The following is a 22,870-nucleotide window of genomic DNA, read 5'->3' as shown; positions in this document are numbered from 1 at the left end:
AACTGAGCTATAAACCCACTTTGCAAACCGGGTCAGAAACCCGTTTCACCACGCCAGCACTGCTGGCGTGGTCGGCATACTACCCATGCCCCCCAAGGCTGTCAACAGGCCATACGCACAAAGGAGACTGTTTGCCCAGTTCTTGCGCAGCATGTTGATTTTGCAGGCGAGTTGCCGCTTTTACTGGGCCCGCGACAGGGTAGTGCACGCCTCCGGCGTCGCGAAGCGACCATAGATATGGCGCAGGCGAGCCCCCAGCATCAGCGCGGCACTGGTGAGGCCGACGATAAAGCCAATCCAGAAGCCCTGCGGCCCCATCCGCGGTACCACCCAGTCGGTGAGACCCAGGATCATGCCGGTCGGCAGCCCCAGTCCCCAGTAGGCGACGATGGTGACGTAGAAGATCGCCTGGGTATCCTTGTAACCGCGCAGCGCAGCCGCCGCGACCACCTGCACCGAGTCGGAGATCTGGTAGACAGCGGCAAAGAAGAGCAGCAGGGCGGCCAGTGCAATCACCTGCTGATCATCGGTATAGATGGAGGCGATCTGCTCGCGTAGCAGCACCGTCAGGGCTGCGGTGAGGGCCGCAATGGCCATCCCCAAGAGCAGGCCGGTGCGGGCTGCGACCCGGGCGTGATGAGGCTGACCCTCGCCGATGCTGTGGCCAACCCGGATGGTCACACCCACCCCGATGGAGAGGGGCAGCATAAAGACCAGGCTTGAGAAGTTGAGGGCAATCTGGTGACTCGCCACCGTCTCGGCGCCGAAGGGGGCCAGCATCAGGGCCACTACGGTAAACAGGGTCACCTCGCAAAAGATGGCCATGGCGATGGGGAAGCCTAAGCGAAACAGTCGCCAGATCCGGCTGCCGTTGGGGCGGGCCAGCTGGGAGAAGAGGCGGATCTCGGTGAAGTGACGGGAGAGCTTCACATAGAGGATCATCGCCAGCAGCATGGCCCACAGCACGATGGCGGTCGCGACGCCACAGCCGACCCCGCCGAGCTTGGGCATGCCGAAGTGACCGTGGATGAAGATGTAGTTGGCGGGGATATTGACCGCCAGCCCGACAAAACCGATCACCATGGTGGGCATGGTGTGGGAGAGCCCCTCGCTGAAGTTGCGCAGCACCTGGAACATCACGAAGGCGGGCAGGCCCCACAGGATGGCGTGCAGGTAGCCGGTAGTCTTGGCAGCCATCACCGGCTCCACATCCATGAACTGCAGCGCCAGCGGGCTGTAATAGAGCGCAACCATCGCCAGCGGGGTGACGATGAGCGCCAGCCAGAAGCCCTGATGGACGGCCGGGCGGATTTGATCCCGCTTGCGGGCGCCATTGAGCTGGGAAACGATGGGGGTGAGCGCCATGATGATCCCCTGCACCAGCAGGATCACCGGTAGCCAGAAGCTGGAGGCCACCGACACGGCGGCCAGATCGACCGCACTCACCTGACCCGCCATCACGGTATCGACGAAGTTCATGGCGACCTGGGCGACCTGGGCGACCAGTATGGGGCTGGCTAGACGGACGAGCTGCTTCGCCTCGGACCAATAACGTTGCACTGACACCTCCGAGTGGATCAGATAGATAGAGAAAGAGCGGAAATCGGGAAGAGCCTTTGCACGCCCGGGCGGGCATGCAAAGGGTGGGGGAGGCATTTTAGCCTGAAATTCATCCAGGACGAAATAGTTGCCGCCCCGGCAGCGGGATCAGGCGTCTTCGTGATCGCTGATCAGCAGGTTGGCTGCCGCATAGGCGGCCTGTTCACGCAGTTCGGCGGGCACCCGCTCATCGGCGGCGACCGCGTTGAGGGCGCGGATAGTGGCGGCGATGGCCTTCGGCACGTAGCCCTGCTCGCCGGAGCCAATCTGGTTATAGGCGATACGGATCGCTTCACAGCACTCATAAACCATCATGATTTGCTTCCTTGAAAGTAAAAAGGCGAGCAAATATAGCGGTTTTGCTCCCATTTTGTCAGTCTCGCGGTTGTAATTTGCGGCAAGCCCGTTAGTTTGGTTACCCCCTTTTCCTGTTTCGGCCTCTTTGATGCTGCTCTCTTCGCGCAATTCACTGGCGATCTTCCTGACGCTGTTTGCTCTTCTCGCCCTGACGCTCAAGGATGGCGCGGACAAATATCTGGTACTCCATGGCTACTCCGTGATGGAGATGGTCTGGTTTCGCTTCTTTGTTCCTTTCCTCGGTCTGCTGCTGTTGTTGCCAAGGCGCACCGTGTCGGCGCTGCTGGCGGTGGATCGCTGGCTGTTGCTGCGCTCGCTGCTGTTTCTGATCTGTGCGCTGGTCTCGGTGATTGCGCTCGCCCATGTGCCACTCAGCGTCTACACCATCATCTGCCAGCTCGGCTCGCTGGCCTTTGTGGTGGCCGGCGTCATTTTTTTCAGGGAGCGTCTGACTCGGGCCAAGGTGGCGGCCGTGCTGCTGGGGCTGTTTGGCGTGCTGGTGGTGGCTCATCCCGACGGGGGCGAAGCGAACCTCTACTACCTGCTGCCACTGGTCATTGTGCTGGCCAACACCGGCTACAACCTCCTCACCAAGCTGGTGGATCCACGTCTGACCACCCTCGATATCCTGATCGTCACCTGCTTCATGCTGGGGATGGTGGCAATGGCCGCCCTCTGCTGGCAGCCCGCACTGTGGCGCTTTCCGGCGCTTGCCGACTGGCCCTATCTGCTGGCGCTGCCGGTGGTGACCCTGCTCTCCCAGTATTGTCTCATCAAGGCGATGCAGTATGCGCAGGCCTCTACTCTGGCACCCTTCTTCTATTTCCAGATCTTTTTTTCTACCCTCTGCGGCTATCTGATGTTTGGTGAAATGCCGACCCTCAGTAGTATGGCGGGGTGTCTGCTCATCGTGCTGGCTGGCATAGTGGTCATCCATTCCCAGCGCCGGGCTCGCGTGCAGGCGCTGTCAGCGGCGCCGGAGCAGGTGTGACAGTTTGTATGAAACGAATTGTGTAAAAGAAGCGGCCACAGGCCGCGATAAAAAACAGAGCGTGTTATCAGAAACAAAGAGGTGATGATGTTTACCGGAATTGTGCAAGGTGTGGCCGAGCTGGTCGCCATCGAAGAGAGTGCTTCATTTCGTACCCACGTGATCCGCATGCCCAGCCGGCAGTGGGGCGAAGGATTGGCCCTGGGTGCCTCGGTGGCCCACAACGGCTGCTGTCTCACCGTGACCCGGATTGCAGGGGATCTGGTCAGCTTCGATCTGATGCAGGAGACCCTGCGCCTGACCAACCTCGGCAAGCTGCAGGTGGGGGACAAGGTCAACGTGGAGCGGGCCGCCCGTTTTGGCGATGAGATCGGCGGTCACGCCATGTCCGGCCATATCATCGGGATGGCGGAAGTGACCTCGGTGATCGACACCCCCAACAACCGTCAGGTGTGGTATCGCCTCGCCCCCGAGCTGATGAAATATGTGCTGACCAAGGGGTATATCGGCATTGACGGTATCAGCCTGACCATCGGCGAGGTGCGTGAGCGGGAGTTTTGCGTTCACCTGATCCCCGAGACGCTGGCTCGCACCAGCCTCGGCTGGGTGCGCGCCGGCTGGCCGACCAACATCGAGATCGATCCCCAGACCCAGGCCATCGTCGATACGGTGGAGCGGGTGCTGGCCAGCCGAATGGCCTGATGTCAGGAAAAAGCGCAGATGAAACCGGATCTGAACTATACCTTTCACCACTTCGGCATCCCCAGCGCCGTGCCCTTGCCCCATGGCATCCACAGCGAAAAGGTGGGGATGTATACCGAGGATAACCCGGGGCGGTTTCGGGTTCAGTGGCACTACTTTACCGATGATTCGCCGCTGCACGCGCTACTGAGAACCGTGCCTCACGTCGCCTTCAAGGTGGATGATCTGGCGGCAGCCATCGAGGGGGAAGAGGTGATCCTGGGGCCCTATGAGCCGATCGACGATTACCGGGTGGCGGTGATCAATGATGCCGGGGTGCCTATCGAGCTGATCCAGACCGATCTGGATGACGAGACGCTCTGGGCCAGAGCGAAATCGCGGCAGGGCAGCATCTACCGCTGACAACGAAACGAAAAAGGGGCGTCACTCTCGCGAGTCACGCCCCTTTTGCTATCCCGGCCGCTCTTAAAACATCTGCTCGTCGTCAGCATCCACGAAGAGTTGCAGACGGTCGCGCTCCTCATCCCGATGCAGTCGCAGGTGGATCGGATTGCAGCAGGCCATGCAATCTTCGTAGAACTCCTGATCCCCCTGGCTGGCATCCAGCTCGACCCGGGTGTGGTGGCCGCAGTGGGGGCAGACGATGCGCTTGCTGGTGTACTCGATCATGATAACCTCCTCGGGCTCGTGGGCCGCCAATCTCCCTTGATTCTAGCTGCGCAGGCACAGGCTAACCGCGAGCAAGCGCACGTTTATGAAGACGGCATGACAGGGATCAAACCCGGATCGGAAAAGGGGATCCGAAGGCGCTGCAGGGGCAAAAATGGCCCGATAGTTGGTTTTTAATCGGCGATTTTTAGGTGTTATTACCAACTACAGGTTGGCAATAGAGGGGGCTGCACGGCGGTTTTTACTGTCCAAAAAGGTCATTTCACCATCTGAGAGGGGGGCAGTACATCCGGCCGGTTTTCCCCTTTTCGCCGCTGGGCGGATATCTATCCTTTGGCGCCTATTCACCCATAAAAACGGGGCCGTTGGCAGGTATGCCTGCGGCCCCGTGAAGGATGCGAACGGTTTGTCGCGGGCAGATTACTTGGCCCAGCTGGCCAGCATCTCGCTATTGAGTTCGGCCAGCGAGCTCAGCTGGTAGTTGGCGATGGCCAGACGCGGGTCACCTACCAGAGCCGGGCACATGGAACGATCTGCGCCAGCTTGTCCTTTACTTGACCCAGCTGGCCAGCATCTCGCTATTGAGTTCGGCCAGCGAGTTCAGCTGGTAGTTGGCGATGGCCAGACGCGGGTCTCCCACTAAAGCAGGATCCGGCACGATCAGCGCCTTCATCGAGGCCGCCTTGGCCGCCAGCAGACCGGTGAAGCTGTCTTCGATGGCCAGACAGTGTACCGGTTCCACCCCCAGCTTTTCGGCGGCGTGGATGTAGACATCCGGGTGCGGTTTGCCGAAACGCTCGATTTCAGCGGAGTGAACCGCCATAAAGCGATCGCGGATGCCGAGTTTGCCGAGTACCGCTTCTGCCATGGCGAAGGGGGAGGAGGTGGCCAGACCCACTTTCAGGCCGCTCGTTTCGATAAGGTCGAGTGCCTCCAGCACGCCGGCCTTGGCCTGACCTTCGGAGAGGATCAGGGCGTTGACCCGATCCAGAATGCGCTGCACCACCTCTTCCTGGCTGGGGCCGCTCCACGGGCGTAGGCGATACCAGTGGGCGACCAGCTGATCGATGCGCACGCCGATGGTCGACTCACAATCTTCTACCGTATGAGGGTGACCCAGTTCGGAGAACACGGCGATCTGGGCACGTTGCCAAAAGGGTTCCGAGTCGATCAGAACACCATCCATATCGAAGATCACGGCAGCTAACATCTTGTACTCCTGACAAATTTGAAGAGGGGATTATAAGCCTGACGGGCAAATGCAAAAGGGGCATTGCCATGCCCCTTGCGCCCGATCACACCAGTAAACGTTTGTTTCGGTGCGGCGAAAAAACAGCGTTTAGAAAATGACCTCGACGCTGGCGGCAACCGCTTTGGCCTGCTCGACCGCCTCGCGGCAATCTTCACCCCGGGCCAGCGCCACGCCGAGACGGCGGCGACCGGCGATCTCCGGTTTGCCAAACAGCCGCAGCTGGGCACCCGGCACCTTGGCAAGCGCTTCGCCAATCCCCTGATAGCGGATATCCTGACTGTGCCCTTCGCGCAGCACCACGGCAGAGGCGCTCGGCCCGTACTGGGTGATGGTGCCGACCGGGAGCCCCAGAATGGCGCGCACGTGTAGGGCGAACTCGGAGAGATCCTGTGAAATCAGGGTCACCATGCCGGTATCGTGGGGACGTGGCGAGACTTCGCTGAACCACACCTCGTCGCCTTTGATGAAGAGCTCGACCCCGAACAGGCCGTAACCACCGAGGGCCTCAACCACCTTGGCCGCCACCTCTTTGGAGCGGGCCAGTGCCAGCTCGCTCATCGCCTGTGGCTGCCAGGATTCGCGGTAGTCGCCATCTTCCTGACGGTGGCCAATCGGCTCGCAGAAGTGAATGCCATCGACGGCGCGTACCGTGAGCAGGGTGATCTCGTACTCGAAGGGGACGAACCCTTCGACGATCACCTTGCCACGACCGGCGCGGCCACCCTCCTGGGCGTAGGTCCAGCTATCGTCCCGCTTGGCGAGATCGCGCAGCACGCTCTGTCCCTTGCCGGACGAGCTCATCACAGGTTTCACCACGCAGGGCAGGCCGATGGCCTCGACGGCGGCGACAAACTCCTCCTTGCTCTGGGCAAAGCGGTAGGGGGAGGTGGGCAGGCCCAGGGTCTCGGCGGCGAGACGGCGGATCCCTTCCCGGTTCATGGTGAGCTGGGTAGCGCGGGCGTTGGGCACCACCTTGACCCCCTCCTGCTCAAGGGCTGCCAGAGTATCGGTGGCGATAGCCTCAATCTCGGGGATGATGAGGTCGGGTTTGATCTCGGCGACCAGCTCGCGCAGGGCGGCGCCATCGAGCATATCCAGCACCCGGGCGGCATGGGCCACCTGCATGGCGGGGGCGTTGGCATAGCGGTCGGCGGCGATCACTTCGATACCGAAGCGCTGCAACTCGATGGCCACTTCCTTGCCGAGTTCGCCGGAGCCCAGCAGCAGGGCGCGGGTGGCGCCGGGGCGGGTTGCGGTTCCAAACATACGATCTCTCCTGATGTCGTTGGTCATTGTTGATGATCGCTATCGCACGAATAGCGGGCAAAAAAAGAGGCACGCATGGCGTACCTCAGGAAACGGGTTTGTGAGCGCGCTGCTCCAGATGGGTCAGCAACGTGATGGCGCCAATGATGATGGCGGCGCCAAGCCACAGTCGGCCGGGCGGCGCCCAGCCAAACACCAGCCAGCCGGCCAGTACGTTCATCGGCAGCTTGGCAAAATCAAAGGGCTGGATGAATGACGCCTCCGCCACGCTGTAGGCGCGAGCGATGGACATCTGGGCCAGAGCCGAGAGCACGCCGGAGGCGGCTACCAGCAGCCACTGGCTTTCCGTTGGCCACTGCCACTCCGGCAGCGCCAGCATGGCGTTGAACGGGGTGCTGAAAATAAGCAGGTAGACGACGATGGTGTGGGACGATTCGCTCGCCGCCTGATAGCGCACCAGCAGGGAGTAGCCAGCCCAGAACAGCGCCGCCGCCACCGGCAGCAGGGAGGCCCAGCTGAAATCATCATTCCAGGGGGCGAGGATCAGCATGGCGCCGACAAAGCCGGAGAGCGTCGCCACGATGCGGGCGCGGCTCACCTGCTCTTTGAGAAAGAGAGCCGATCCCAGAGTGGCAAACAGCGGTGACGTCATCAGCAAGGCGATCCCCTGCCAGATGGGAACGGGCTCGGCCAGCGCCCAGAGCCAGAACTGGATGCCGATCACCGCCAGAGCAACGCGCAGCAGATGCAGGCGCAGCTGGTTGGTCATCAGGGATTGGCGCAAGCCGTGGCGGACCAGCCAGGGCAGCAGGCAGATCAGGGCGATCAGGTACTGGTGAAAGGCAACCTGGGTCGAGGGGAGGCCAAGCTTGAAGCTGACATACTGGCTCAGGCTGTTGACGGCGGCGAAACAGAGGCCTGCCACCATCATCCAGACTGCACCGGCGAAAGGGGAGTGGCTGCGCGAGTGGGCCATGGGATCCGGGTCACTGAAAAAAGTGCGGCGGATCATAGCGGCAATCGTTTGTTCTGCCAAGGGTTGATGCGCCCGTTGCCGCGCAATCAACCAATATCAAAATTTTTGAACAAGTTGAGCATCTATTTTCGCTATCAGCAAAGAAGCGCAATGTTTAGAGTGACCTCCATCGACAGCGTTGCTGTTCAACCGACAACCAAATGGAGTTTCACCATGGCCAATATCCTCGTTCTCAAATCCAGCATCCTGGGTCAATATTCCCAATCCAACGCCCTGATCGACGGCTTCCTGGCTGACCATCAGGATGATGCCGTCACAGTGCGTGATCTGGCGGCCCTCAACCTGCCGGTGCTGGATGGCGAGCTGGCCTCCGGCCTGCGCGGTGGTGACAACCTCAATGAGCGTCAACTGGCGGTGATCGCCCAGTCCGACGAGCTGATCGCCGAGCTCAAGGAGAGCGATCTGGTGGTGATTGCCGCCCCCATGTACAACTTCAACATCCCGACCCAGTTGAAGAACTGGATCGATCTGGTTGCCCGTGCCGGCGTCACCTTCCGCTACACCGAAACCGGTCCGGTCGGTCTGGTTGAGAACACCCGTGCGCTGGTGATCAGCCCCCGCGGCGGCATGCATGTCGGCAGTGCCACCGATCTGGTGACCCCCTACATGCGCACCGTGCTGGGCTTCATCGGTATCAAGGAGGTTGATTTCATCTACGCCGAGGGGATGGGCATGGGCCCGGATGCCCAGAGCAAGGGGATTGAAGCCGCCAAGGCGCAGCTCGAGACGCTGGCTATCTAAGCCGTTTGCCAGCAAGGGCAACCCGCTCCGCCATAAAAAAACAAACGCAGCCATCTGGCTGCGTTTGTTTTTTCAAGCTTGTTGCGTTCACAGAACCGCTGGCAGGTGCAGAGGCTACTCCAGCATAAAGCGGCGGCAGCCACGTATCAGCATCAACACCACTGCCGCGAGCGAGCCAACCATCAGCGCAGTGAGCCACTGTTCGACACTTTGCGGGATCTGCGGGGTGAAGAGGCTGATCATCAACAGCATGCAGAGCGTGATCAGAAAATGTTCGCGGTTCAACGTCATGGGGTCATCCTTGGGTTTGCTCACTGGTAGCAAGAGTAGCGCCTTCGTATGACAGTGTGATGTATCCGTTCATCGCACTGCCGAGGCTTGAGTGACCATATCAGGTTTTGGCCCCGGTGCCACTGCGGCTGCTGACGTTGTGATCCCGATCCCTATCTGAACTGTTTTTGCTCCGGCAGGTAGTGGAAATCACCGTTGGCCAGCCGTGCTTCCAGTGCAGCCTGATCGAGATCCTGTGCCTTGCAGAGGTCTTCCAGATCATCGTAACGATCACGCAGCTGCATATTGATCAGGCTCAGCAGCATGTTGACGTCCATGGTGGCAAATTTCTTCAGATCCATCCTATTTCTCCTTGTCGAGGGAGTGCAGCTGTTCGATGGCCGCGCTGACGCTGTGCAGATGCTGGCGGATCGCCTCGCGGGATTCACTGGGCAGGTAGTCGGTCAGGGTATGCTGCCAGCTGCCCGCTTCGCTCTTGAGCTGCTGGAACAGGGCGAGGCCGCTATCGGTCAGGGAGACCAAGCTGATTCGCTTATCCTGCTCGCTGTTTTCGGTGAAGATGATGCCTTTTTCGGCCAGACGGCGGATCTCGCGGGAGATGCGCACCTTGTCCATGCCGCTCGCCTCGACCAGCTCTTTCTGGCTGATGGGGTAGTTGGGGCCGAGCACCATCATCAGACGCCACTGGGGGACGGTCAGCTGGTAACGCTGTTCATAAAACTGCTCGAAGGTATCCCGTAGCATTTCGGCGGCATGTACCAACTGATAGGGCGGGTAGTGAGCGAGTAACGCTATGATTTTTGACATATTACACCCTGCTGTGACGGCTGCATCAGATGCAGTTTCTTTTGATACTTTGACATTGATGATACGAAACTCAAGCGAGTTTGTCTGACCCGGTTGCGATGAAATGTGCGGTGACGCACGCCATCAGACAAAAACCGGGTCAGTTCGCCGGGATTTTAATCCGGGATTGGTCAGCCCTTGCGCAGCCAGAGCAGAGCGCTCTGCTTGAGCCAAGCCTCACGGGTGTGCATGGTGTAGAGGGCTGCCTCATCGCGGCTGCCCGCCTGCCAGCTCATCGGCTCCTGCTTTGGCAACTTGCGCTGACCGAGCAGACAGGCCGGTACGTGCGGGTTGGCATTGATGGCGGCCAGCAGATGGGGTCGGGCGGCATCCGCCCCTTCGCAGGCAAAGATCATCAGGGCGCGGTTGTAGAGCAACCAGCTGGAGGCTTCATCGAAACGCACCAGCAGCCCGGCCAGCGCCTGCCAGTCGCCCTGCAGGGAATAGAGGGAAGAGAGGTTGTAGCGACAACCCAGCTCGTCGGTGATGCAGATGGCCAGTAGTGCCAGATACTCCTCCCTGGCCTCGTCCAGCTTGCCAAGGCGCAGCAGGCAGTCGGCGCGACCGGCGCGGGCCGCCAGCAAGGGGCGCACTTCCGGAGCGCTCCAGCCGTGGCCGCCCAGCTGTTGCCAGAAGCTGGCATCAAACAGCGGGGTGGCATCGGCGATGATCTTCTCGAACCAGCCGAGACGGGCCTGATGATCCCGGCAGTTGTCCGCCAGTTCGAACCAGCGTTGCCACTGCTGGGCCTGCTCGCTGTCGAGGGCTACATCGGCGCTCGGCGCGGCCTGATACTGATCGAGCTGGAGCAGCTGGTTGAGGGCGGTCTTCATGTTCTGGCGCTGGCGTTTGCAAAACTCGACAAAGGGGAGTTCGCTGGCGGCGGCGCTATAGAGCATCTGCGCCATCTGTTTGTCGCGAAACAGGCTCAGCTCGGCGGCCAGACTGAAACGATACTGGGTGGTCGGGTCGTTCAAATCCTTCGGCTTGGGCCAGGTGGCAAAGCCCTGACTGAAGCCGTAGCACCACTGTCCGAGCGGGTGGCTCTGTTCAAAGACCTGTTCCGGGTTGTCGGTAGGGAGTCGGCACTGGCTCGGCAGGGCCAGCTGTGCCTCATCTGCCTGCGCTTCCAGTTCGGCGATCAGATAGATGAGGGCCTCGCCACTCTTTTCGTCCAGCTCGGCGTCATGGGGCAGCAGACCGGCCAGCGGAGCTTGCCAGTCAGGGGCATCTGGCCCGACCAGACGTGCACACAAAAAGCCGTGCAGAGCGGGATAAGTCATCGCCTGCTGGCTGTGGGTCTGGATCCATTGATTGAGATGACGGGTACGAGTGGATGGGTTCATCGACAGTTCCTCTGGATTTGAGCAGCCGCGAAGTCTACCTAAATGTGGGGGTATTTGCAGCAAAGGGACGGTTGAATGGCGATTATATCGCCATCGGCCGGTCAGAGTGAGGCGAGGGGACTAGGCCGGATCACCCCTCTTGGGGTAACATGCGCGGCCATAGGGGCCGTGATCCAGCCGGCCCGTCCGGGTAATGAAAAAAGAGAGCACCATGATACAGATTGGCAAGATGAACACCCTCACTGTCGTTGAACTCGAAGATCGCGGCGCCTGGCTGGCAGCCGACGAATACGGCGAGCTGCTGCTGCCCAAGCGCCAGCTTCCCGAGGGGATCAAGGAGGGAGAGAGCGTACAGGTATTCCTCTATCTGGATGCCGACTGCGAGCCGGTCATCACCACCGACAAGCCCTTCGCCATGGTGGACGAGTTTGCCGGACTGAAGGTGGTTAACGCCAACAAGATCGGTGCCTTCCTCGACTGGGGCATGAAAAAGGATCTGTTCGTGCCAAGCCGCGAGCAGAACAAGCCGATGCAGGTGGGTCACGTCTATCTGGTGCGTCTGATGCTGGACAACGAGGGGCGCATGGTGGGTACCAGCCGCCTCGAGCGCTTCCTGAGCACCGCCAAGCCCCCCTTCAAGGCGGGAGACGAGGTGACCGCCCTGCCCGGTGAACACTCTCCCCTCGGTATCAAGGTAATCGTCAACGGCCAGTACCCCGGCATGCTGTTTCGCAACGAAGTGTTCGGCCGGGTGATGACGGGTCGTCCACAGACCGCCTGGGTCAAGCAGGTACGTGACGATGGCAAGCTGGATCTGACCCTGCAAAAGCCGGGCATGGCCAAGGTGGACGATGCCGGCGAGCGCATTCTGGCCCGGATGAAAAAGCAGGGTGGCAGTCTGGCAGTGGGTGACAAGAGTGAACCCGAGCTCATCTACAAGCTCTTTGCCATGAGCAAGGGAACCTTCAAGAAGGCGATCGGCGGCCTCTACAAGCAGGGCAAGATCGTCATCGAAGACAATGCCATCACCCTGACCGAGGCGGGAGCTGCTGCCCAGAGCGGGGAGCAGGAGTAAGTGCCGAGTCCCTGCATCGGGCTTTGCAAGGCCAAGGATGGCCTCTGCCTTGGCTGCGGTCGCACCCTGACCGAGATCGGTCACTGGTCGGCGATGGAGAGCGATGCCCAGCTGGCAGTGATGGCCGAGCTGGATGGCACCAGGAGTACCCACCGTTGTCCGGGCTGTGGTGAACCGGCTTATTGCGCCGTCTCCGCCGGGATGACCATCGAGCAGTGCTGGTGCAGTCAGTTGCCGGCTTTGCCGATGACAGAGGCCAGTGCCTGCTGGTGCCGTCGCTGTCTGGCCAAGGCCATCGCTGCGCAGCCCTGAGCATGGGAAGCCAGAAAAGAGAAAGGCGCCGATGGCGCCTTTTTTATGCTTGTTGCTGGCGGTGCCAGCGCACATGAACCTGATTTTCAGTGTTCAGGCGGGGCAGAAGGAAGGTGGCGAAGATCACCTCGAACTCCTCCTGATGATCCAGCAGACCCACCCACACTTCGACCCAGCGCTCCATATCGACCGGCTCACCCAGCTCTGCTGACCAGTCGGCATTGGGCAGGGTCGCCTCCACGGCGCCGCGCTGTTCAAACTCCAGGGTGATATCGACGATTTGTTCGGGGGCAAGCATGTCGGCGGCCTGCTCAAGAAACTGATCATAGGCCCATTCGACCAGCTGATCCGGGGTACGCTGTTCCATGAAATCACTCCAGATACATCGAGGCCGCTACTGTAACAATTATTGGCTGTGGCGGCCAGACCACTGCGCCGCGGGGTACGACCTGTCCAACCGGTCATATCGGGGGTATGGTTAAGAAGTGGCGGGTGAGTAGGCGTGGGGACGACGCGATGCGGTTACGGACGAGACGACAGCAGATCAAGCGACGACGGGAGAGCTGGTGGTGGCACTCTCTGCCCCTCAATCAGGAGCCGGCAGAGGCGGGGCAGGAGCCACCGGTAAAATCCGGTGGCGCCTGATGATCAATTGGCCTGATAGACCCGGTTGAGGGTCACCTGACCCAGTTGCCCCATCTGGCGGCGGATCCAGACCGCCCGCTTTTGCACATAGGGCGAAGGGGGCTTGACCCGATAGCGCCAGGGATTGGGCAGGGCGGCAGCCAGCAGTGAAGCCTCGTAGCGGGTCAGCCGGCTGGCCGGTTTGCCAAAGTAGTAGTTGGCGGCGGCTTCAGCGCCATAGATACCGGGGCCAAATTCCACGATGTTCAGATACATCTCGAGGATGCGGGATTTGTCCCAGCCCAGCTCCATCAGCAGGGTAAACCAGGCTTCCAGCCCTTTGCGCAGGAAGCTGCGATCACTCCACATAAAGAGATTCTTGGCGGTCTGCTGGCTCAGCGTGCTGGCACCCCGTACCCGCTCGCTGTGCTGGTTGTGCTTGAGCGCCGCATTGATGGCGTCCATGTCAAAACCGTTGTGGTCGGCAAAGCGCTGATCCTCGGCGGCGATCACCGCCAGTTGCAGCTCTTTGGAGATGGACTCCAGATCCACCCACTCATGGCGCACTTGTGCCACTTTGGCAGGCGGAAAGAGGGCTCGCTCGATGCGCCAGCTCCACATGGGGGGATCGATAAAGCGCAGCAGCAAGACGGAGACGACCGAGCAGACAAGCCCGGCCAGCAACCCCTTGCCAACCCACTTCAGCACCCGGCGCCCCAATGAGGGGGCCGGGGTTTCAGGCGCCATCTGCCGGGCGTCAGAGTCAGACTCCCAGACATACTGGCTCGGATCATCGGGATCCGGAATTATTGGGGCAGCCATTCGATGTGGCAGAACTTCTCGTCAACACGGCGGGAGAGCAGCATGCGGGCAAACAGGTGCTCGTACTCTTCTTGCTCGTTGCCAAGGCCAACCCAGATCTCGGCGTACTCGGCATCGCTCACGGCAAAACCCACATCCGCTTCCCAGTCGTCGGCCGGATCGGTCTCTGCCAGCAGGCCGCGATCGTTGAACTCCTGATTGAAGCGGATGATCTCCTGCTCCGGCAGGTTGTCGGAGGCCAGCTCCATAAAGAGTTCGAGGGCGGTGTCGAGCAGCTCTTCGACGCTGTGCATTTCGTCATTCAAGGACATAAGTTCTGTTCCAGAAAAAAGAGAAGAAGCCTCGCTGGCCGATGCAAGCGAAGGCGGCGCTATTCTAGCTGTCGCCAGACCCCTTGGCGAGCCGGTTACAGGCGCTTCGCCAGGTTGACGTAATAAAAAACCGGATCCAGCCAGGGGATCCGGTCTTCATTGAGGGAAGGGGTCACGCATATGGCGTCAGCTCATCCCTTCTTGTTGTCATCGGCGAAGGTGATGTTGAGCTCGAGAACGGAGAGCTCGTCACTCTTCTGATCCATCTGGACGGTGATCTTGTCCGGATCGATGTTGACGTATTTACGGATCACGTCGAGGATATCCTGTTTGAGCTGGGGCAGGTAATCCGGCCCCCCTCTGGATGAACGCTCGTGAGCAACGATGATCTGCAACCGCTCCTTGGCCAGTTGTGCGGTGTTCTGTTTCTTGTTGGAACGAAAATAATCCAATAATGACATGTTTAACTCCCGAACAGTCGGCTAAAGAAGCCCTTCTTTTCTTCTTCCAGAAAACGAAATTCCTTGGTATCACCGAGCAGACGGGAAACCGCATCATCATAGGCCTGACCGGCATCGGACTCCTTGTCCAGAATAACCGGCTCGCCCGAGTTGGAGGCACGCAGCACGGCCTGTGACTCCGGGATCACCCCGAGCAGCGGGATGGCCAGGATCTCCTGCACGTCCTGCACGCTCAGCATGTCGCCGCGATTGACGCGGGTCGGGCAGTAGCGAGTCAGCAGCAGGTGCTCCTTGATGGGATCTTCACCACGTTCGGCACGACGGGATTTGGAGGAGAGGATGCCGAGGATCCGGTCGGAGTCACGCACGGAAGAGACTTCCGGGTTGGTGGTGACGATCGCCTCATCGGCAAAGTAGAGGGCCATCAGCGCGCCCGCTTCGATCCCCGCCGGAGAGTCGCAGACGATGTAGTCAAACTTCATCTCGGCCAGTTGCTCCAGCACCTTCTCGACACCCTCTTTGGTCAGGGCATCTTTGTCACGGGTCTGGGACGCCGGCAGGATATAGAGGTTCTCGCTGCGCTTGTCCTTGATGAGGGCCTGATTGAGGTTGGCCTCACCGTTGATGACGTTGACGAAGTCATACACCACGCGGCGCTCGCAGCCCATGATGAGGTCCAGGTTTCGCAGACCGATGTCAAAATCGATGACCACAGTTTTGTGGCCACGCTGGGCTAAACCGGTACTCAGGGCCGCGCTGGTTGTGGTCTTGCCAACGCCACCTTTACCCGATGTAACGACTATGATTCGCGCCATTCTCGCTTCCTTGTAACTCTATTTGATACGGTCTATACGGAGTTGTTCATTATCCAGCCGGATATGAACCGGTTGCTGGATGAGGCCTGCCGGCAATGCATCACTGAGCTGGAATGTGCCAGCGATGGAGAGCAGCTCGGCCTGTAATTGCTGGCAATAGATCCGGGCCCGGGTATTGCCGCGGGCACCGGCTATGGCTCTGCCACGCAGGGTGCCATATATATGAATGCTGTCATCGGCGAGCACTTCGGCCCCCGGACTGACTGAGCCCAGCACCACAAGCGAGGTGCCGGCAGCATAAATCTGCTGGCCGGAGCGCACCGGGCCCACATGCACCCGGGTCGGGATGAGGGGGGCTGGCTCCGGCTCAGGGGGCGTAACAGGGGCGGCAGGTGCCACCACAGGCTCTGGTTCAGGTTGGGGATCGCTCTTGCGACTCTTGCCCGAGGCCATCACGGCAAGGCCCACCGCTTTGGCCGCCGTCTTCATCTCTTCACTTCGCGCGCCCGTGATGCCGACCAGCACAAACTCTTCCGACTCCACCAGCTCCTTGAGCTGTTCAAAATCGGGGATCTGTTCCAGTCGGGAAACATTGATCACCAGCGGTGCGCAATTAAAGAAGTAGGGCGCCTGAGCCACTTTTTCCGCCAACAACTGACGGATCCGCTCTGGCTCGCCATCGCTGATATGCAACACAGAAATAGTGAAGGTGGTCCCTTTCAATTCGTTATCGCGCTCAACCATGAATCTTCCCCGAGGCAGAGATGCTAATCCGTTATTGTTATTCAATTCCTGATGTTATAGTTTGCCCCCATCAGAGGCAATAAACTCGTCGGATTATATCAATTTCCATGTTGTGTGCAGTCTATAAAAGTCGCAAAAAAGCCGAGACCTACCTTTTTGTTGAAAAAAGAGAGGACTTTTCCCGCGTACCCGCTCCCTTGATGGCGGTTTTTGGTCGTCCCGAGCTGGTGCTGATGACCAAACTGGACCCGGCCAAACCCCTCGGGCTGGCCGAAGTCGGCAAGGTAATGGAGGCGTTGACCATGCAGGGATTCTACCTGCAGGTGCCGCCCCCGCCGGAGAACTTGCTGGAAGAGCACAAGGCCCGCCAGAAAAAGGGTGCGTGACCTCTCCTGCCTGAAACCATCAAGACGGCCCCATCGCAACAGTGCGTGTGACGGGGCTGTTTTTTTACCCGGTTGCCGCCATTTTTACCTTGCGATTCATCGCTCATGTTCAGTGCCTGAACAACTGATGACAAATTAACGGGGGGCTTAACCGGACAATATTGGTCATCTGCTCGATATATTGCCAGCTTGTCCACGGAGTTACTTTTGGTGAGCACAACACGTGCGCCAATTTTTTCCGAGCTGTTTCATCGATTGGGGGAGGGGTTATTTACACCGTTATTTTCTTATCGCCTTACCTCGTTTCGCCCTCTTTTCTAAAATATAAAGTCAAGCCTCTATGGCCTGCTTTTAGTCAATTTTTGTCCTTGCTCACAAAATAGCCCCGCTGTTTCTAGCCAATTTCCTGCGCAAGCAGCCTTGCGAAACGCGCTTGCCAGCCATCGAGGAAAAAAGAGTTTGGCCACCAATATATTGCCGCCATCTTATGAGAGGCTCATTGGGTGAGAGCGTCTCGTTTGGGAGACTATACGGGCAGGCGAGCAAAGGCTTGCTGTTAGTAGCCAATAGTGGTCAAGGCAAGCGTGGCAATAAGTGTGAATACGTTGGCGTAATCAAACCGGCGCAGCAGAGGGTTCTGGGGAGGTGTGGTGCAGGATAAAGGGGAGAGAGCCATATAGTTGCACATCACAAATCGCGAATATGGATTAGGTGTATGGCTGCTTGCAAGGTGCCTTGTTGGTGAAAATAGGCGGTTTGGCGAGGGCTGAAAGGTTATTTCTGGGCTGCTGATAACCCTGTGGCTCATAAAGCGGCGGCAAATAAAAAAGGATGGCGCCTGGCCATCCTTTTATTGTCGTCGGCACAAGTTGCCGAGCGGTATTACGCCTTTTTCAGGTAGGCGGCGACCAGCACGATCTGCACACCGTTGACCTTGCCTTCGATATGAAGCGGGTTGTTGGTCAGGCGGATGCCCTTGACCAGGGTGCCGCGCTTGGCGGTGAAGCCGGCGCCCTTGACGTCCAGATCCTTGATCAGGGTAACGGAGTCGCCCTCTTGCAGCACGGCACCGTTGGAGTCAACGGTCGGCACGCTGTCGTCATCTTCGGAGGCCATGCCCGCTTCGGCCCAGGCCTTGGTCTCTTCTTCCATATACATCATGTCCAGCATGTCCTGAGCCCATACTTCGCCTTGAGCGGAGAGGGTTTTCAGCTGACGCCATGCCATTACCTGAACGGCCGGCACCTGGCTCCACATGCTGTCGCCCAGGCAGCGCCAGTGGTTGACAACCACGGTCTCCGGCTGCTCCAGCTGGCCGCGGCAGGTATCGCAGATGGCCACGCTGTGATCATCATCGCTGGCGGGGGAGTGGGGTACCACGAAAGCGGTCAGTGCCTGCTCGGCGCCGCACAGTTCACACTTGGCGCCTGCGCGCGCTTGCAGGATGGCGTTGATGGTCATGTTATTGATCCCCTGGTTGGTAGTAAAACGACCCGCATCGGGCGGGGCGCATCAAAGAGGGGGCGGAATATAGCATAAAACCCCGCATTTTGTCAGGTCGGGCAGCAAGCCGGGTCAGGCTACTCCCTTGAAGGGCACTTTACTGCGCAGCGGGAGTGCAATTTGAAGCGGGATCGCTAGAATGAGCCTCCTTTTGACTGCCGGATAGAGGCTCCTGTGCTGGCGCAACGCTTTCAACAACTGGATCAGCTGCTGATCCGCCATCGGCGCTGGTGGCAATATCAGCCCTATCACCACCTGACCATGCCCTTTGCCAGCGAGGCGCCGGAGCTGGTGGCGCTGCTCGATGGCCTCACGTTGGAGCAATTGGCTGAACTCGATGGCAATATGGCGGCCCTTGGTACGTTGCTCTCCCCCTGGATTGCCGATGGCGAGGCGTTGCGGCAACTCAGTCAGCTTGAACCTTTTCCCCCCGAGCCCATCAGTTGCAGCAAGGAGATGGCGTTGCATATGCCGGGGCGCAAGCAGGCTCAAATCGAGGCGTTTACTGCCTGCCTGCCCGTGCATCAGGGGCCTTATCTGGAGTGGTGTGCCGGCAAGGGGCATCTTGGGCGACTGGTGTCACGTCATCGTCACGCATCGGTCTTGAGCCTCGAATTGCAAGAGCAGCTCTGTGAAGAGGGGCGTCAGCTGGCCGAGCGGGATGGCGCCACCATGACTTTTTGCTGCGCAGATGCCTTTGCTCCCGAGTCTGCCGAGCTTATTGCGCCCGAGCACCACGCCATGGCGCTGCATGCCTGTGGCGAGTTGCACACCCATCTGTTGGCGCAAGTGGCCGAGCGCAGCGCCCGCGGGGTGACCATCTCCCCCTGCTGTTACCATCTGATCCGCACCCCGGATTACCGTCCGCTCTCCCAAGCGGCTCAGGGCAGTGCGCTGCGTCTGGCCAAGGCCGATCTCAAACTGCCGCTGCAGGAGACGGTGACCGGCGGCGCGCGGATCACCCGCTTGCGTGAGCAGGAGGTGGTATGGCGGCTCGCCTTTGATTGTCTGCAACGGGAAGTGCGCGGGGTCGATGAGTATCTTCCGGTGCCCAATATGCAAAAGAGCCTGTTGACCGGCAGTTTTGCGGTATTTTGCGACTGGGCTGCCGAGCGCAAGGGGATCGCGTTGCCGAGCGGTGTGGACTACGGTGCCTTTGTGGCCAAAGGGAAGGCTCGTTTTGGTGCTGTCGCCCGGATGGAGCTGGTGCGTCACCTGTTTCGCCGTCCCCTCGAGATCTGGCTTGCCCTCGATAGAGCCTTGTTCCTGCAAGAGCAGGGTTATCGGGTCGAGGTGGGGGAGTTCTGCGCCAAACCGATGACGCCGCGCAACATCCTGATCCGCGCGGTGAAGGCACAAGCCTGAGTCGCTTGCCTCCCTGCTGCTTGATGGTTGCGAATGGCTGACAAGCTCATCTTGTCAGCCATTTTTTGCGTCTAAAAAAATGTACGGGTGGTAGCCACTCCATCCACTCGCGCGGATCCAGTTTTACTGGTGCCACCTTGTCAAAAATTGTTTCGTATGAGTTCTTTGTGTCGGTTCATTGCTAATTTTTCTGACAAGGTGAAATGGCTCACAAATCTGTTTTATTTCTTAATTCTCATCGTGAATTTAGTTAATAAAACACCTACTCTTGTAGCGCCCTATATTAAAACAAGGACTGTGATTTATGTTCAAACCCAAGCGTTGTGCCTGGTTGATTGCGGCTGCCTGCGCATTGCCAAGTTATAGTGCAATGAGCGCAACCATGAATATTCAACCCGATCCGCAGAACCCCGGTGGATATGTTATTGCTGCCTCTGATGTGGCTGCCGTGGAAAAAGCCAAGACAGCCAATCCCATGTATGCAATTTGGGCCAAGGCGTTGGCGACCCGATCCAATAAAATAGTCGATGCCATTGAACCCGGGTTGGCAAGCAACCCTGACAACGTAAAACGGGTTGAACGGGTATTTCCCCAGTCGGAATGGGATTATTTAACCCAGATGGCAGCGCCGGAATACACCTATGTCCGGTTCTTGCGTGCTATCGGTAAATTCCCGGCATTTTGCGGCGAATATACTGACGGGCGTGATTCCGATGCGATCTGTAAAAAATCCATCGTGACCGCCTTTGCCCACTTCTCTCAGGAGACGGGGGGGCATATCTCCAAGGACAATGTCTCCGACAACCCGCTGGGGCTGGAAGAGTGGCAGCAGGCGCTGGTGCATGTGCGCGAGATGGGCTGGTCAGAGGGACAGACCGGCTACACCACCGGCTGCGGTCAGAACGACTGGCAAAACAAGAAGTGGCCCTGCAGTACCGGACAAGGCTACTTCGGCCGCGGTGCCAAGCAGCTCTCCTACCACTTCAACTACGGCGCTTTCTCCGAGGCGATGTTCGATGGCGATGCCTCCGTGCTGCTCAACAACCCGGGGCTGGTGGCCGACTCTTGGCTCAACCTCGCCTCGGCCATCTGGTTCTTCCTGACACCACAGGCGCCCAAACCTGCCATGCTGCACGTAATTGACCGCACCTGGGTACCCTCCAAACGGGAAGTGGATGCCGGTATCGGCTACGGCTTTGGCACCACCATCAACGTCATCAATGGCGGCATCGAGTGTGGCGAACAGAACAAGGACAAGGGGCAGCCGGTCAACCGAATTCGCTATTGGGAAGGACTGGCCAATCACTACCAGATCCCGGTCAAAGCCGATGAGAAGAATACCTGCTGGCAGCAGACGCCTTATGGCAGCCTCAACCTCAACGGCGCCGCCGACGTGCTCTACACCAACTGGGATGGCAACTGGAAATACTACCCGGATCGCCCGGGCGGCTACTCCTTCGAGTGTGAGCTGGTCGGCTTCCAGACCGCCTACTCGGCGCTGGTGCCGGGCGATTACCAGAAGTGCGTGACCAACTTCTACGGCTCCCACGCCAACTGGCCGAAAGTGCGGGTCGTGGACAAACTGACCCCGCCGCCAGTCGATCCGAGCGAACCGCCCATCGGTGGCAACCCGGCATGGGAAGCGACCAAGGTCTATACCGCCGGCAGCAAGGTGAGCTACAAAGGCGTTGTCTATCAGGCCAAATGGTGGACGCAGGGTGATGATCCAACCAAGGGTGGCCCCTGGGTTGTGGTTCCTGCCAAATAAGATGGCGTAATTGAACTCTCAAAGAGGAGAGGGGGAATAACTCCTTCTCCTCGTTAATTCAAAACAGTGCATCACTGAATATTTTCTTGTATTTATAATGGTGCTTTTGTCCGAACTGATAAGGCGAACTATTTGTCTGGAAATTGAATTGGAATAGTGTTGGATTAAAGTTGCAAACAACAGTGTTATATACCGCTTCGTTAGCCCCATAAGTTGGCGTCTTCTGATAAGAGTAGCGCACTGCGGGCTAATTCATTTTCCATCATTAAATGAATCCTCTCGTTGTGCGAATAAGGGGAGCATCTTCTCTATTGGTAAACTGCTATTTATCACCAGAAATGGTGAGGTCTTGCTATATTGCGCAGTTTTATCTCGGCACATTGTCGCTTATTCTCTTGAGAAAATAGATGTAAACGGCCGGTTTATATTGGTAATCTCTTTGGCTTGTGCAAAATTGCAACAAGGGGGCAAGATGAAGGGCGGTTGTCATTGCGGGGTGATCCGTTATGAGGTGCTGGCAGCCCCTTTTGCGGCCGATTTTTGCCATTGTCGGGATTGCCAGCGCACCACGGGGGCACCGGTCGGGGCCTGGATGGACTTTCGCGCCGAACAGGTGCAGTGGTTATGCGGCAAACCGACCGAGTATGCGTCTTCAGACTTTATCCGCCGAGGATTTTGCGCCGAGTGTGGCTCCACCCTGACCTATCGCAGCACCCAGTACCCTGAGTATCTCACGTTGGCTATTGCCTCCCTCGATAATCCGGATGTCGTTGCGCCAACCTATCACATCCATACCGACAGCCAGCTGCCCTGGTTGCCGATCTAGGATGAGCATCCCCGTTATCCCGAAGGGAAGTAAAACCAAACTTGGGTAGCCCCAACAAAGGAGGTTGGCATGGAGCTGGTAGTTATCCGCCATGGCGAGACGCAAGCCAATGCTGAAGGACGGTATCAGGGCGCGCTGGATATCGCGCTTAATGAGAGTGGCCAATGGCACATTGCCCAGTTGGCTGACGAGATAGCGGCCACTCAGGCCCCGTTCGATCGGCTGCTGGCTTCGCCGCTGCAGCGAACCAGAGAGAGCGCTGCGATCTTCGCTCGCCAGTTGGATTTGCCAGTGGAGCTCGCGCCAGCCTTTCGTGAGCGGCATGTCGGCCTGTTTGAGGGGTTGACACAGGCAGAGGCGAAATCGCGTCATCCCGAGCTGTGGGCGCGCAATATTACCCGGCGTTGGGCAGAGGCACCTCCCGGCGGTGAAACATTGGATGAGGTAGTTGCCCGGGTGTCGCAAGGGCTGCTCGAACTGACCTCGAGCGCGCAAGGGGAGCGGGTGCTGCTGGTCGCACATGGGGTCGTCGCCAAGGTGATCCGTGCCGTGACAAGCGCCAGATTTGATGACTTTTTCGATTGGCAGTTGGCCAACGGCGGCATGCTGACGGTTCATTTTCCGGTACCTTTGACACCGGATGAACCTCTGCTATTTTGCCGATCCCCCTCAACCGGTGGGCTATGAGTGAACCGACCTTTGTGACTCCCGATCACCCTTAATCCTGTTGTGCTCACTTTGCATCGTGTTTGCTGGTCATTC

The 22,870-nt window shown here is 58.9% G+C and carries 29 protein-coding genes; 12 read left to right on the top strand and 17 right to left on the bottom strand.

All coding sequences use genetic code 11. The annotated features are described in order from the left end of the window. Window positions 1-180 precede the first annotated feature (180 nt). Together LG31_RS0100305 and LG31_RS0100300 are read right to left on the bottom strand one after the other, a co-directional pair. Window positions 181-1,560, bottom strand: a complete 1,380-nt coding sequence (locus tag LG31_RS0100305) for an MATE family efflux transporter (protein WP_033112518.1) — start codon at window positions 1,558-1,560, stop codon at window positions 181-183. 147 nt (window positions 1,561-1,707) lie between these two features. Beyond that, a complete protein-coding gene (locus LG31_RS0100300; RefSeq protein WP_005352334.1) occupies window positions 1,708-1,914 on the bottom strand; it encodes a YaeP family protein in 207 nt (68 codons plus the stop codon). Between the two features lie 130 nt (window positions 1,915-2,044). Here LG31_RS0100300 and LG31_RS0100295 point away from each other — a divergent pair, with 130 nt between their 5' ends. The 3 genes from LG31_RS0100295 (at window position 2,045) to LG31_RS0100285 (ending at window position 4,051) form a co-directional block, all read left to right on the top strand. After that, on the top strand, window positions 2,045-2,947 hold the full coding sequence (locus tag LG31_RS0100295) for a DMT family transporter (RefSeq protein ID WP_033112517.1): 903 nt from the start codon (window positions 2,045-2,047) through the stop codon (window positions 2,945-2,947). Window positions 2,948-3,034: 87 nt separating this feature from the next. Next, window positions 3,035-3,649, top strand: a complete 615-nt coding sequence (locus tag LG31_RS0100290; protein WP_033112516.1) for a riboflavin synthase — start codon at window positions 3,035-3,037, stop codon at window positions 3,647-3,649. Window positions 3,650-3,667: 18 nt separating this feature from the next. Beyond that, window positions 3,668-4,051: a VOC family protein gene (locus LG31_RS0100285; RefSeq protein ID WP_033112515.1), complete on the top strand. Its 384-nt coding sequence runs from the start codon at window positions 3,668-3,670 to the stop codon at window positions 4,049-4,051. Between the two features lie 63 nt (window positions 4,052-4,114). Here the strand turns inward: LG31_RS0100285 and LG31_RS0100280 are convergent, their stop codons facing one another. The 4 genes from LG31_RS0100280 to LG31_RS0100260 form a co-directional block, all read right to left on the bottom strand. Further along, window positions 4,115-4,318 (bottom strand): CPXCG motif-containing cysteine-rich protein, encoded by a 204-nt coding sequence (locus LG31_RS0100280; protein WP_033112514.1) that lies wholly within the window; start codon window positions 4,316-4,318, stop codon window positions 4,115-4,117. Window positions 4,319-4,868: 550 nt separating this feature from the next. Next, window positions 4,869-5,528 carry a hexitol phosphatase HxpB gene (hxpB, locus tag LG31_RS0100270; RefSeq protein WP_033112512.1) on the bottom strand — a complete coding sequence of 220 codons (660 nt, stop codon included), beginning with the start codon at window positions 5,526-5,528 and terminating at the stop codon, window positions 4,869-4,871. 129 nt (window positions 5,529-5,657) lie between these two features. Continuing rightward, the gene (gene purT / locus LG31_RS0100265) at window positions 5,658-6,836 is read right to left on the bottom strand and encodes a formate-dependent phosphoribosylglycinamide formyltransferase (RefSeq protein WP_033112511.1); all 1,179 of its coding nucleotides are present in this window, start codon (window positions 6,834-6,836) and stop codon (window positions 5,658-5,660) included. 85 nt (window positions 6,837-6,921) lie between these two features. Continuing rightward, the gene (locus LG31_RS0100260; RefSeq protein ID WP_050513373.1) at window positions 6,922-7,812 is read right to left on the bottom strand and encodes a DMT family transporter; all 891 of its coding nucleotides are present in this window, start codon (window positions 7,810-7,812) and stop codon (window positions 6,922-6,924) included. Window positions 7,813-8,025: 213 nt separating this feature from the next. Between LG31_RS0100260 and LG31_RS0100255 the strand changes: the two genes are divergently transcribed. Next, the gene (locus tag LG31_RS0100255) at window positions 8,026-8,613 is read left to right on the top strand and encodes an FMN-dependent NADH-azoreductase (protein ID WP_033112509.1); all 588 of its coding nucleotides are present in this window, start codon (window positions 8,026-8,028) and stop codon (window positions 8,611-8,613) included. 114 nt (window positions 8,614-8,727) lie between these two features. Here LG31_RS0100255 and LG31_RS21385 read toward each other — a convergent pair whose 3' ends face one another. The 4 genes from LG31_RS21385 to LG31_RS0100240 form a co-directional block, all read right to left on the bottom strand. Then, on the bottom strand, window positions 8,728-8,904 hold the full coding sequence (locus LG31_RS21385) for a hypothetical protein (RefSeq protein ID WP_164536729.1): 177 nt from the start codon (window positions 8,902-8,904) through the stop codon (window positions 8,728-8,730). 152 nt (window positions 8,905-9,056) lie between these two features. Continuing rightward, window positions 9,057-9,245 carry a DUF4250 domain-containing protein gene (locus LG31_RS0100250; RefSeq protein ID WP_033112508.1) on the bottom strand — a complete coding sequence of 63 codons (189 nt, stop codon included), beginning with the start codon at window positions 9,243-9,245 and terminating at the stop codon, window positions 9,057-9,059. Window position 9,246: 1 nt separating this feature from the next. Further along, entirely contained in the window at window positions 9,247-9,711 is a 465-nt protein-coding gene (locus tag LG31_RS0100245; RefSeq protein ID WP_033112507.1) for a MarR family winged helix-turn-helix transcriptional regulator, read from the bottom strand. Window positions 9,712-9,881: 170 nt separating this feature from the next. Continuing rightward, window positions 9,882-11,096: a YecA/YgfB family protein gene (locus LG31_RS0100240; RefSeq protein WP_033112506.1), complete on the bottom strand. Its 1,215-nt coding sequence runs from the start codon at window positions 11,094-11,096 to the stop codon at window positions 9,882-9,884. Between the two features lie 193 nt (window positions 11,097-11,289). Between LG31_RS0100240 and LG31_RS0100235 the strand changes: the two genes are divergently transcribed. Both LG31_RS0100235 and LG31_RS0100230 read left to right on the top strand, forming a co-directional pair. Continuing rightward, window positions 11,290-12,171 carry a CvfB family protein gene (locus LG31_RS0100235; protein WP_033112505.1) on the top strand — a complete coding sequence of 294 codons (882 nt, stop codon included), beginning with the start codon at window positions 11,290-11,292 and terminating at the stop codon, window positions 12,169-12,171. Next, window positions 12,172-12,483 (top strand): DUF1289 domain-containing protein, encoded by a 312-nt coding sequence (locus LG31_RS0100230; protein ID WP_033112504.1) that lies wholly within the window; start codon window positions 12,172-12,174, stop codon window positions 12,481-12,483. A 43-nt stretch (window positions 12,484-12,526) separates the two neighbouring features. Here the strand turns inward: LG31_RS0100230 and LG31_RS0100225 are convergent, their stop codons facing one another. After that, window positions 12,527-12,850, bottom strand: coding sequence for an HI1450 family dsDNA-mimic protein (locus tag LG31_RS0100225; RefSeq protein ID WP_033112503.1), 324 nt, complete (start codon window positions 12,848-12,850; stop codon window positions 12,527-12,529). Window positions 12,851-12,999: 149 nt separating this feature from the next. Between LG31_RS0100225 and LG31_RS21745 the strand changes: the two genes are divergently transcribed. Beyond that, complete coding sequence (locus LG31_RS21745; RefSeq protein WP_255933624.1) at window positions 13,000-13,128, top strand: hypothetical protein; 129 nt, start codon at window positions 13,000-13,002, stop codon at window positions 13,126-13,128. Window positions 13,129-13,131: 3 nt separating this feature from the next. On the opposite strand, the gene mtgA is transcribed toward LG31_RS21745, so the two are convergent. From mtgA to minC, 5 genes are all read right to left on the bottom strand, one after another. Next, window positions 13,132-13,929 carry a monofunctional biosynthetic peptidoglycan transglycosylase gene (mtgA, locus tag LG31_RS0100220; protein ID WP_033112502.1) on the bottom strand — a complete coding sequence of 266 codons (798 nt, stop codon included), beginning with the start codon at window positions 13,927-13,929 and terminating at the stop codon, window positions 13,132-13,134. Next, a complete protein-coding gene (locus LG31_RS0100215) occupies window positions 13,914-14,240 on the bottom strand; it encodes an HI1450 family dsDNA-mimic protein (RefSeq protein WP_033112501.1) in 327 nt (108 codons plus the stop codon). The genes mtgA and LG31_RS0100215 overlap by 16 nt, the downstream gene beginning before the upstream one ends. A 191-nt stretch (window positions 14,241-14,431) precedes the next feature. After that, the gene (gene minE, locus LG31_RS0100210; protein ID WP_033112500.1) at window positions 14,432-14,701 is read right to left on the bottom strand and encodes a cell division topological specificity factor MinE; all 270 of its coding nucleotides are present in this window, start codon (window positions 14,699-14,701) and stop codon (window positions 14,432-14,434) included. 2 nt (window positions 14,702-14,703) lie between these two features. Further along, complete coding sequence (minD, locus tag LG31_RS0100205) at window positions 14,704-15,516, bottom strand: septum site-determining protein MinD (protein WP_033112499.1); 813 nt, start codon at window positions 15,514-15,516, stop codon at window positions 14,704-14,706. Between the two features lie 18 nt (window positions 15,517-15,534). Next, window positions 15,535-16,260 carry a septum site-determining protein MinC gene (minC, locus tag LG31_RS0100200; RefSeq protein WP_033112498.1) on the bottom strand — a complete coding sequence of 242 codons (726 nt, stop codon included), beginning with the start codon at window positions 16,258-16,260 and terminating at the stop codon, window positions 15,535-15,537. Window positions 16,261-16,367: 107 nt separating this feature from the next. Between minC and LG31_RS0100195 the strand changes: the two genes are divergently transcribed. After that, complete coding sequence (locus tag LG31_RS0100195; RefSeq protein ID WP_033112497.1) at window positions 16,368-16,646, top strand: YcgL domain-containing protein; 279 nt, start codon at window positions 16,368-16,370, stop codon at window positions 16,644-16,646. 882 nt (window positions 16,647-17,528) lie between these two features. On the opposite strand, the gene LG31_RS0100190 is transcribed toward LG31_RS0100195, so the two are convergent. After that, on the bottom strand, window positions 17,529-18,107 hold the full coding sequence (locus LG31_RS0100190) for a PhnA domain-containing protein (protein ID WP_033112496.1): 579 nt from the start codon (window positions 18,105-18,107) through the stop codon (window positions 17,529-17,531). 216 nt (window positions 18,108-18,323) lie between these two features. On the opposite strand from LG31_RS0100190, the gene LG31_RS0100185 reads away from it, so the two are divergent. The 4 genes from LG31_RS0100185 (at window position 18,324) to LG31_RS0100170 (ending at window position 22,795) form a co-directional block, all read left to right on the top strand. Next, window positions 18,324-19,514 (top strand): methyltransferase, encoded by a 1,191-nt coding sequence (locus tag LG31_RS0100185; RefSeq protein ID WP_084059499.1) that lies wholly within the window; start codon window positions 18,324-18,326, stop codon window positions 19,512-19,514. 304 nt (window positions 19,515-19,818) lie between these two features. Then, complete coding sequence (locus tag LG31_RS0100180) at window positions 19,819-21,282, top strand: chitinase (protein ID WP_084059498.1); 1,464 nt, start codon at window positions 19,819-19,821, stop codon at window positions 21,280-21,282. Between the two features lie 472 nt (window positions 21,283-21,754). Next, window positions 21,755-22,108, top strand: coding sequence for a GFA family protein (locus LG31_RS20190; RefSeq protein WP_084059496.1), 354 nt, complete (start codon window positions 21,755-21,757; stop codon window positions 22,106-22,108). A 69-nt stretch (window positions 22,109-22,177) separates the two neighbouring features. Next, complete coding sequence (locus LG31_RS0100170; RefSeq protein ID WP_033112493.1) at window positions 22,178-22,795, top strand: histidine phosphatase family protein; 618 nt, start codon at window positions 22,178-22,180, stop codon at window positions 22,793-22,795. Window positions 22,796-22,870 lie beyond the last annotated feature (75 nt).

The organism is Aeromonas lacus, from assembly GCF_000764665.1.
GTDB classification, from domain to species: Bacteria; Pseudomonadota; Gammaproteobacteria; order Enterobacterales; family Aeromonadaceae; genus Aeromonas; species Aeromonas lacus.
This window is presented reverse-complemented; position numbering and strand designations above follow the sequence as displayed.

Coding starts and splice junctions, on each gene's coding strand:
- LG31_RS0100300 (WP_005352334.1), bottom strand. CDS start 1,914: ATGATGGTTTATGAGTGCTGTGAAGCGATCCGTATCGCCTATAACCAG.
- LG31_RS0100295 (WP_033112517.1), top strand. CDS start 2,045: ATGCTGCTCTCTTCGCGCAATTCACTGGCGATCTTCCTGACGCTGTTT.
- LG31_RS0100290 (WP_033112516.1), top strand. CDS start 3,035: ATGTTTACCGGAATTGTGCAAGGTGTGGCCGAGCTGGTCGCCATCGAA.
- LG31_RS0100285 (WP_033112515.1), top strand. CDS start 3,668: ATGAAACCGGATCTGAACTATACCTTTCACCACTTCGGCATCCCCAGC.
- LG31_RS0100280 (WP_033112514.1), bottom strand. CDS start 4,318: ATGATCGAGTACACCAGCAAGCGCATCGTCTGCCCCCACTGCGGCCAC.
- hxpB (WP_033112512.1), bottom strand. CDS start 5,528: ATGTTAGCTGCCGTGATCTTCGATATGGATGGTGTTCTGATCGACTCG.
- purT (WP_033112511.1), bottom strand. CDS start 6,836: ATGTTTGGAACCGCAACCCGCCCCGGCGCCACCCGCGCCCTGCTGCTG.
- LG31_RS0100260 (WP_050513373.1), bottom strand. CDS start 7,812: ATGGCCCACTCGCGCAGCCACTCCCCTTTCGCCGGTGCAGTCTGGATG.
- LG31_RS0100255 (WP_033112509.1), top strand. CDS start 8,026: ATGGCCAATATCCTCGTTCTCAAATCCAGCATCCTGGGTCAATATTCC.
- LG31_RS21385 (WP_164536729.1), bottom strand. CDS start 8,904: ATGACGTTGAACCGCGAACATTTTCTGATCACGCTCTGCATGCTGTTG.
- LG31_RS0100250 (WP_033112508.1), bottom strand. CDS start 9,245: ATGGATCTGAAGAAATTTGCCACCATGGACGTCAACATGCTGCTGAGC.
- LG31_RS0100245 (WP_033112507.1), bottom strand. CDS start 9,711: ATGTCAAAAATCATAGCGTTACTCGCTCACTACCCGCCCTATCAGTTG.
- LG31_RS0100240 (WP_033112506.1), bottom strand. CDS start 11,096: ATGAACCCATCCACTCGTACCCGTCATCTCAATCAATGGATCCAGACC.
- LG31_RS0100235 (WP_033112505.1), top strand. CDS start 11,290: ATGAAAAAAGAGAGCACCATGATACAGATTGGCAAGATGAACACCCTC.
- LG31_RS0100225 (WP_033112503.1), bottom strand. CDS start 12,850: ATGGAACAGCGTACCCCGGATCAGCTGGTCGAATGGGCCTATGATCAG.
- LG31_RS21745 (WP_255933624.1), top strand. CDS start 13,000: ATGCGGTTACGGACGAGACGACAGCAGATCAAGCGACGACGGGAGAGC.
- mtgA (WP_033112502.1), bottom strand. CDS start 13,929: ATGGCTGCCCCAATAATTCCGGATCCCGATGATCCGAGCCAGTATGTC.
- LG31_RS0100215 (WP_033112501.1), bottom strand. CDS start 14,240: ATGTCCTTGAATGACGAAATGCACAGCGTCGAAGAGCTGCTCGACACC.
- minE (WP_033112500.1), bottom strand. CDS start 14,701: ATGTCATTATTGGATTATTTTCGTTCCAACAAGAAACAGAACACCGCA.
- minD (WP_033112499.1), bottom strand. CDS start 15,516: ATGGCGCGAATCATAGTCGTTACATCGGGTAAAGGTGGCGTTGGCAAG.
- minC (WP_033112498.1), bottom strand. CDS start 16,260: ATGGTTGAGCGCGATAACGAATTGAAAGGGACCACCTTCACTATTTCT.
- LG31_RS0100195 (WP_033112497.1), top strand. CDS start 16,368: ATGTTGTGTGCAGTCTATAAAAGTCGCAAAAAAGCCGAGACCTACCTT.
- LG31_RS0100190 (WP_033112496.1), bottom strand. CDS start 18,107: ATGACCATCAACGCCATCCTGCAAGCGCGCGCAGGCGCCAAGTGTGAA.
- LG31_RS0100180 (WP_084059498.1), top strand. CDS start 19,819: ATGTTCAAACCCAAGCGTTGTGCCTGGTTGATTGCGGCTGCCTGCGCA.
- LG31_RS20190 (WP_084059496.1), top strand. CDS start 21,755: ATGAAGGGCGGTTGTCATTGCGGGGTGATCCGTTATGAGGTGCTGGCA.
- LG31_RS0100170 (WP_033112493.1), top strand. CDS start 22,178: ATGGAGCTGGTAGTTATCCGCCATGGCGAGACGCAAGCCAATGCTGAA.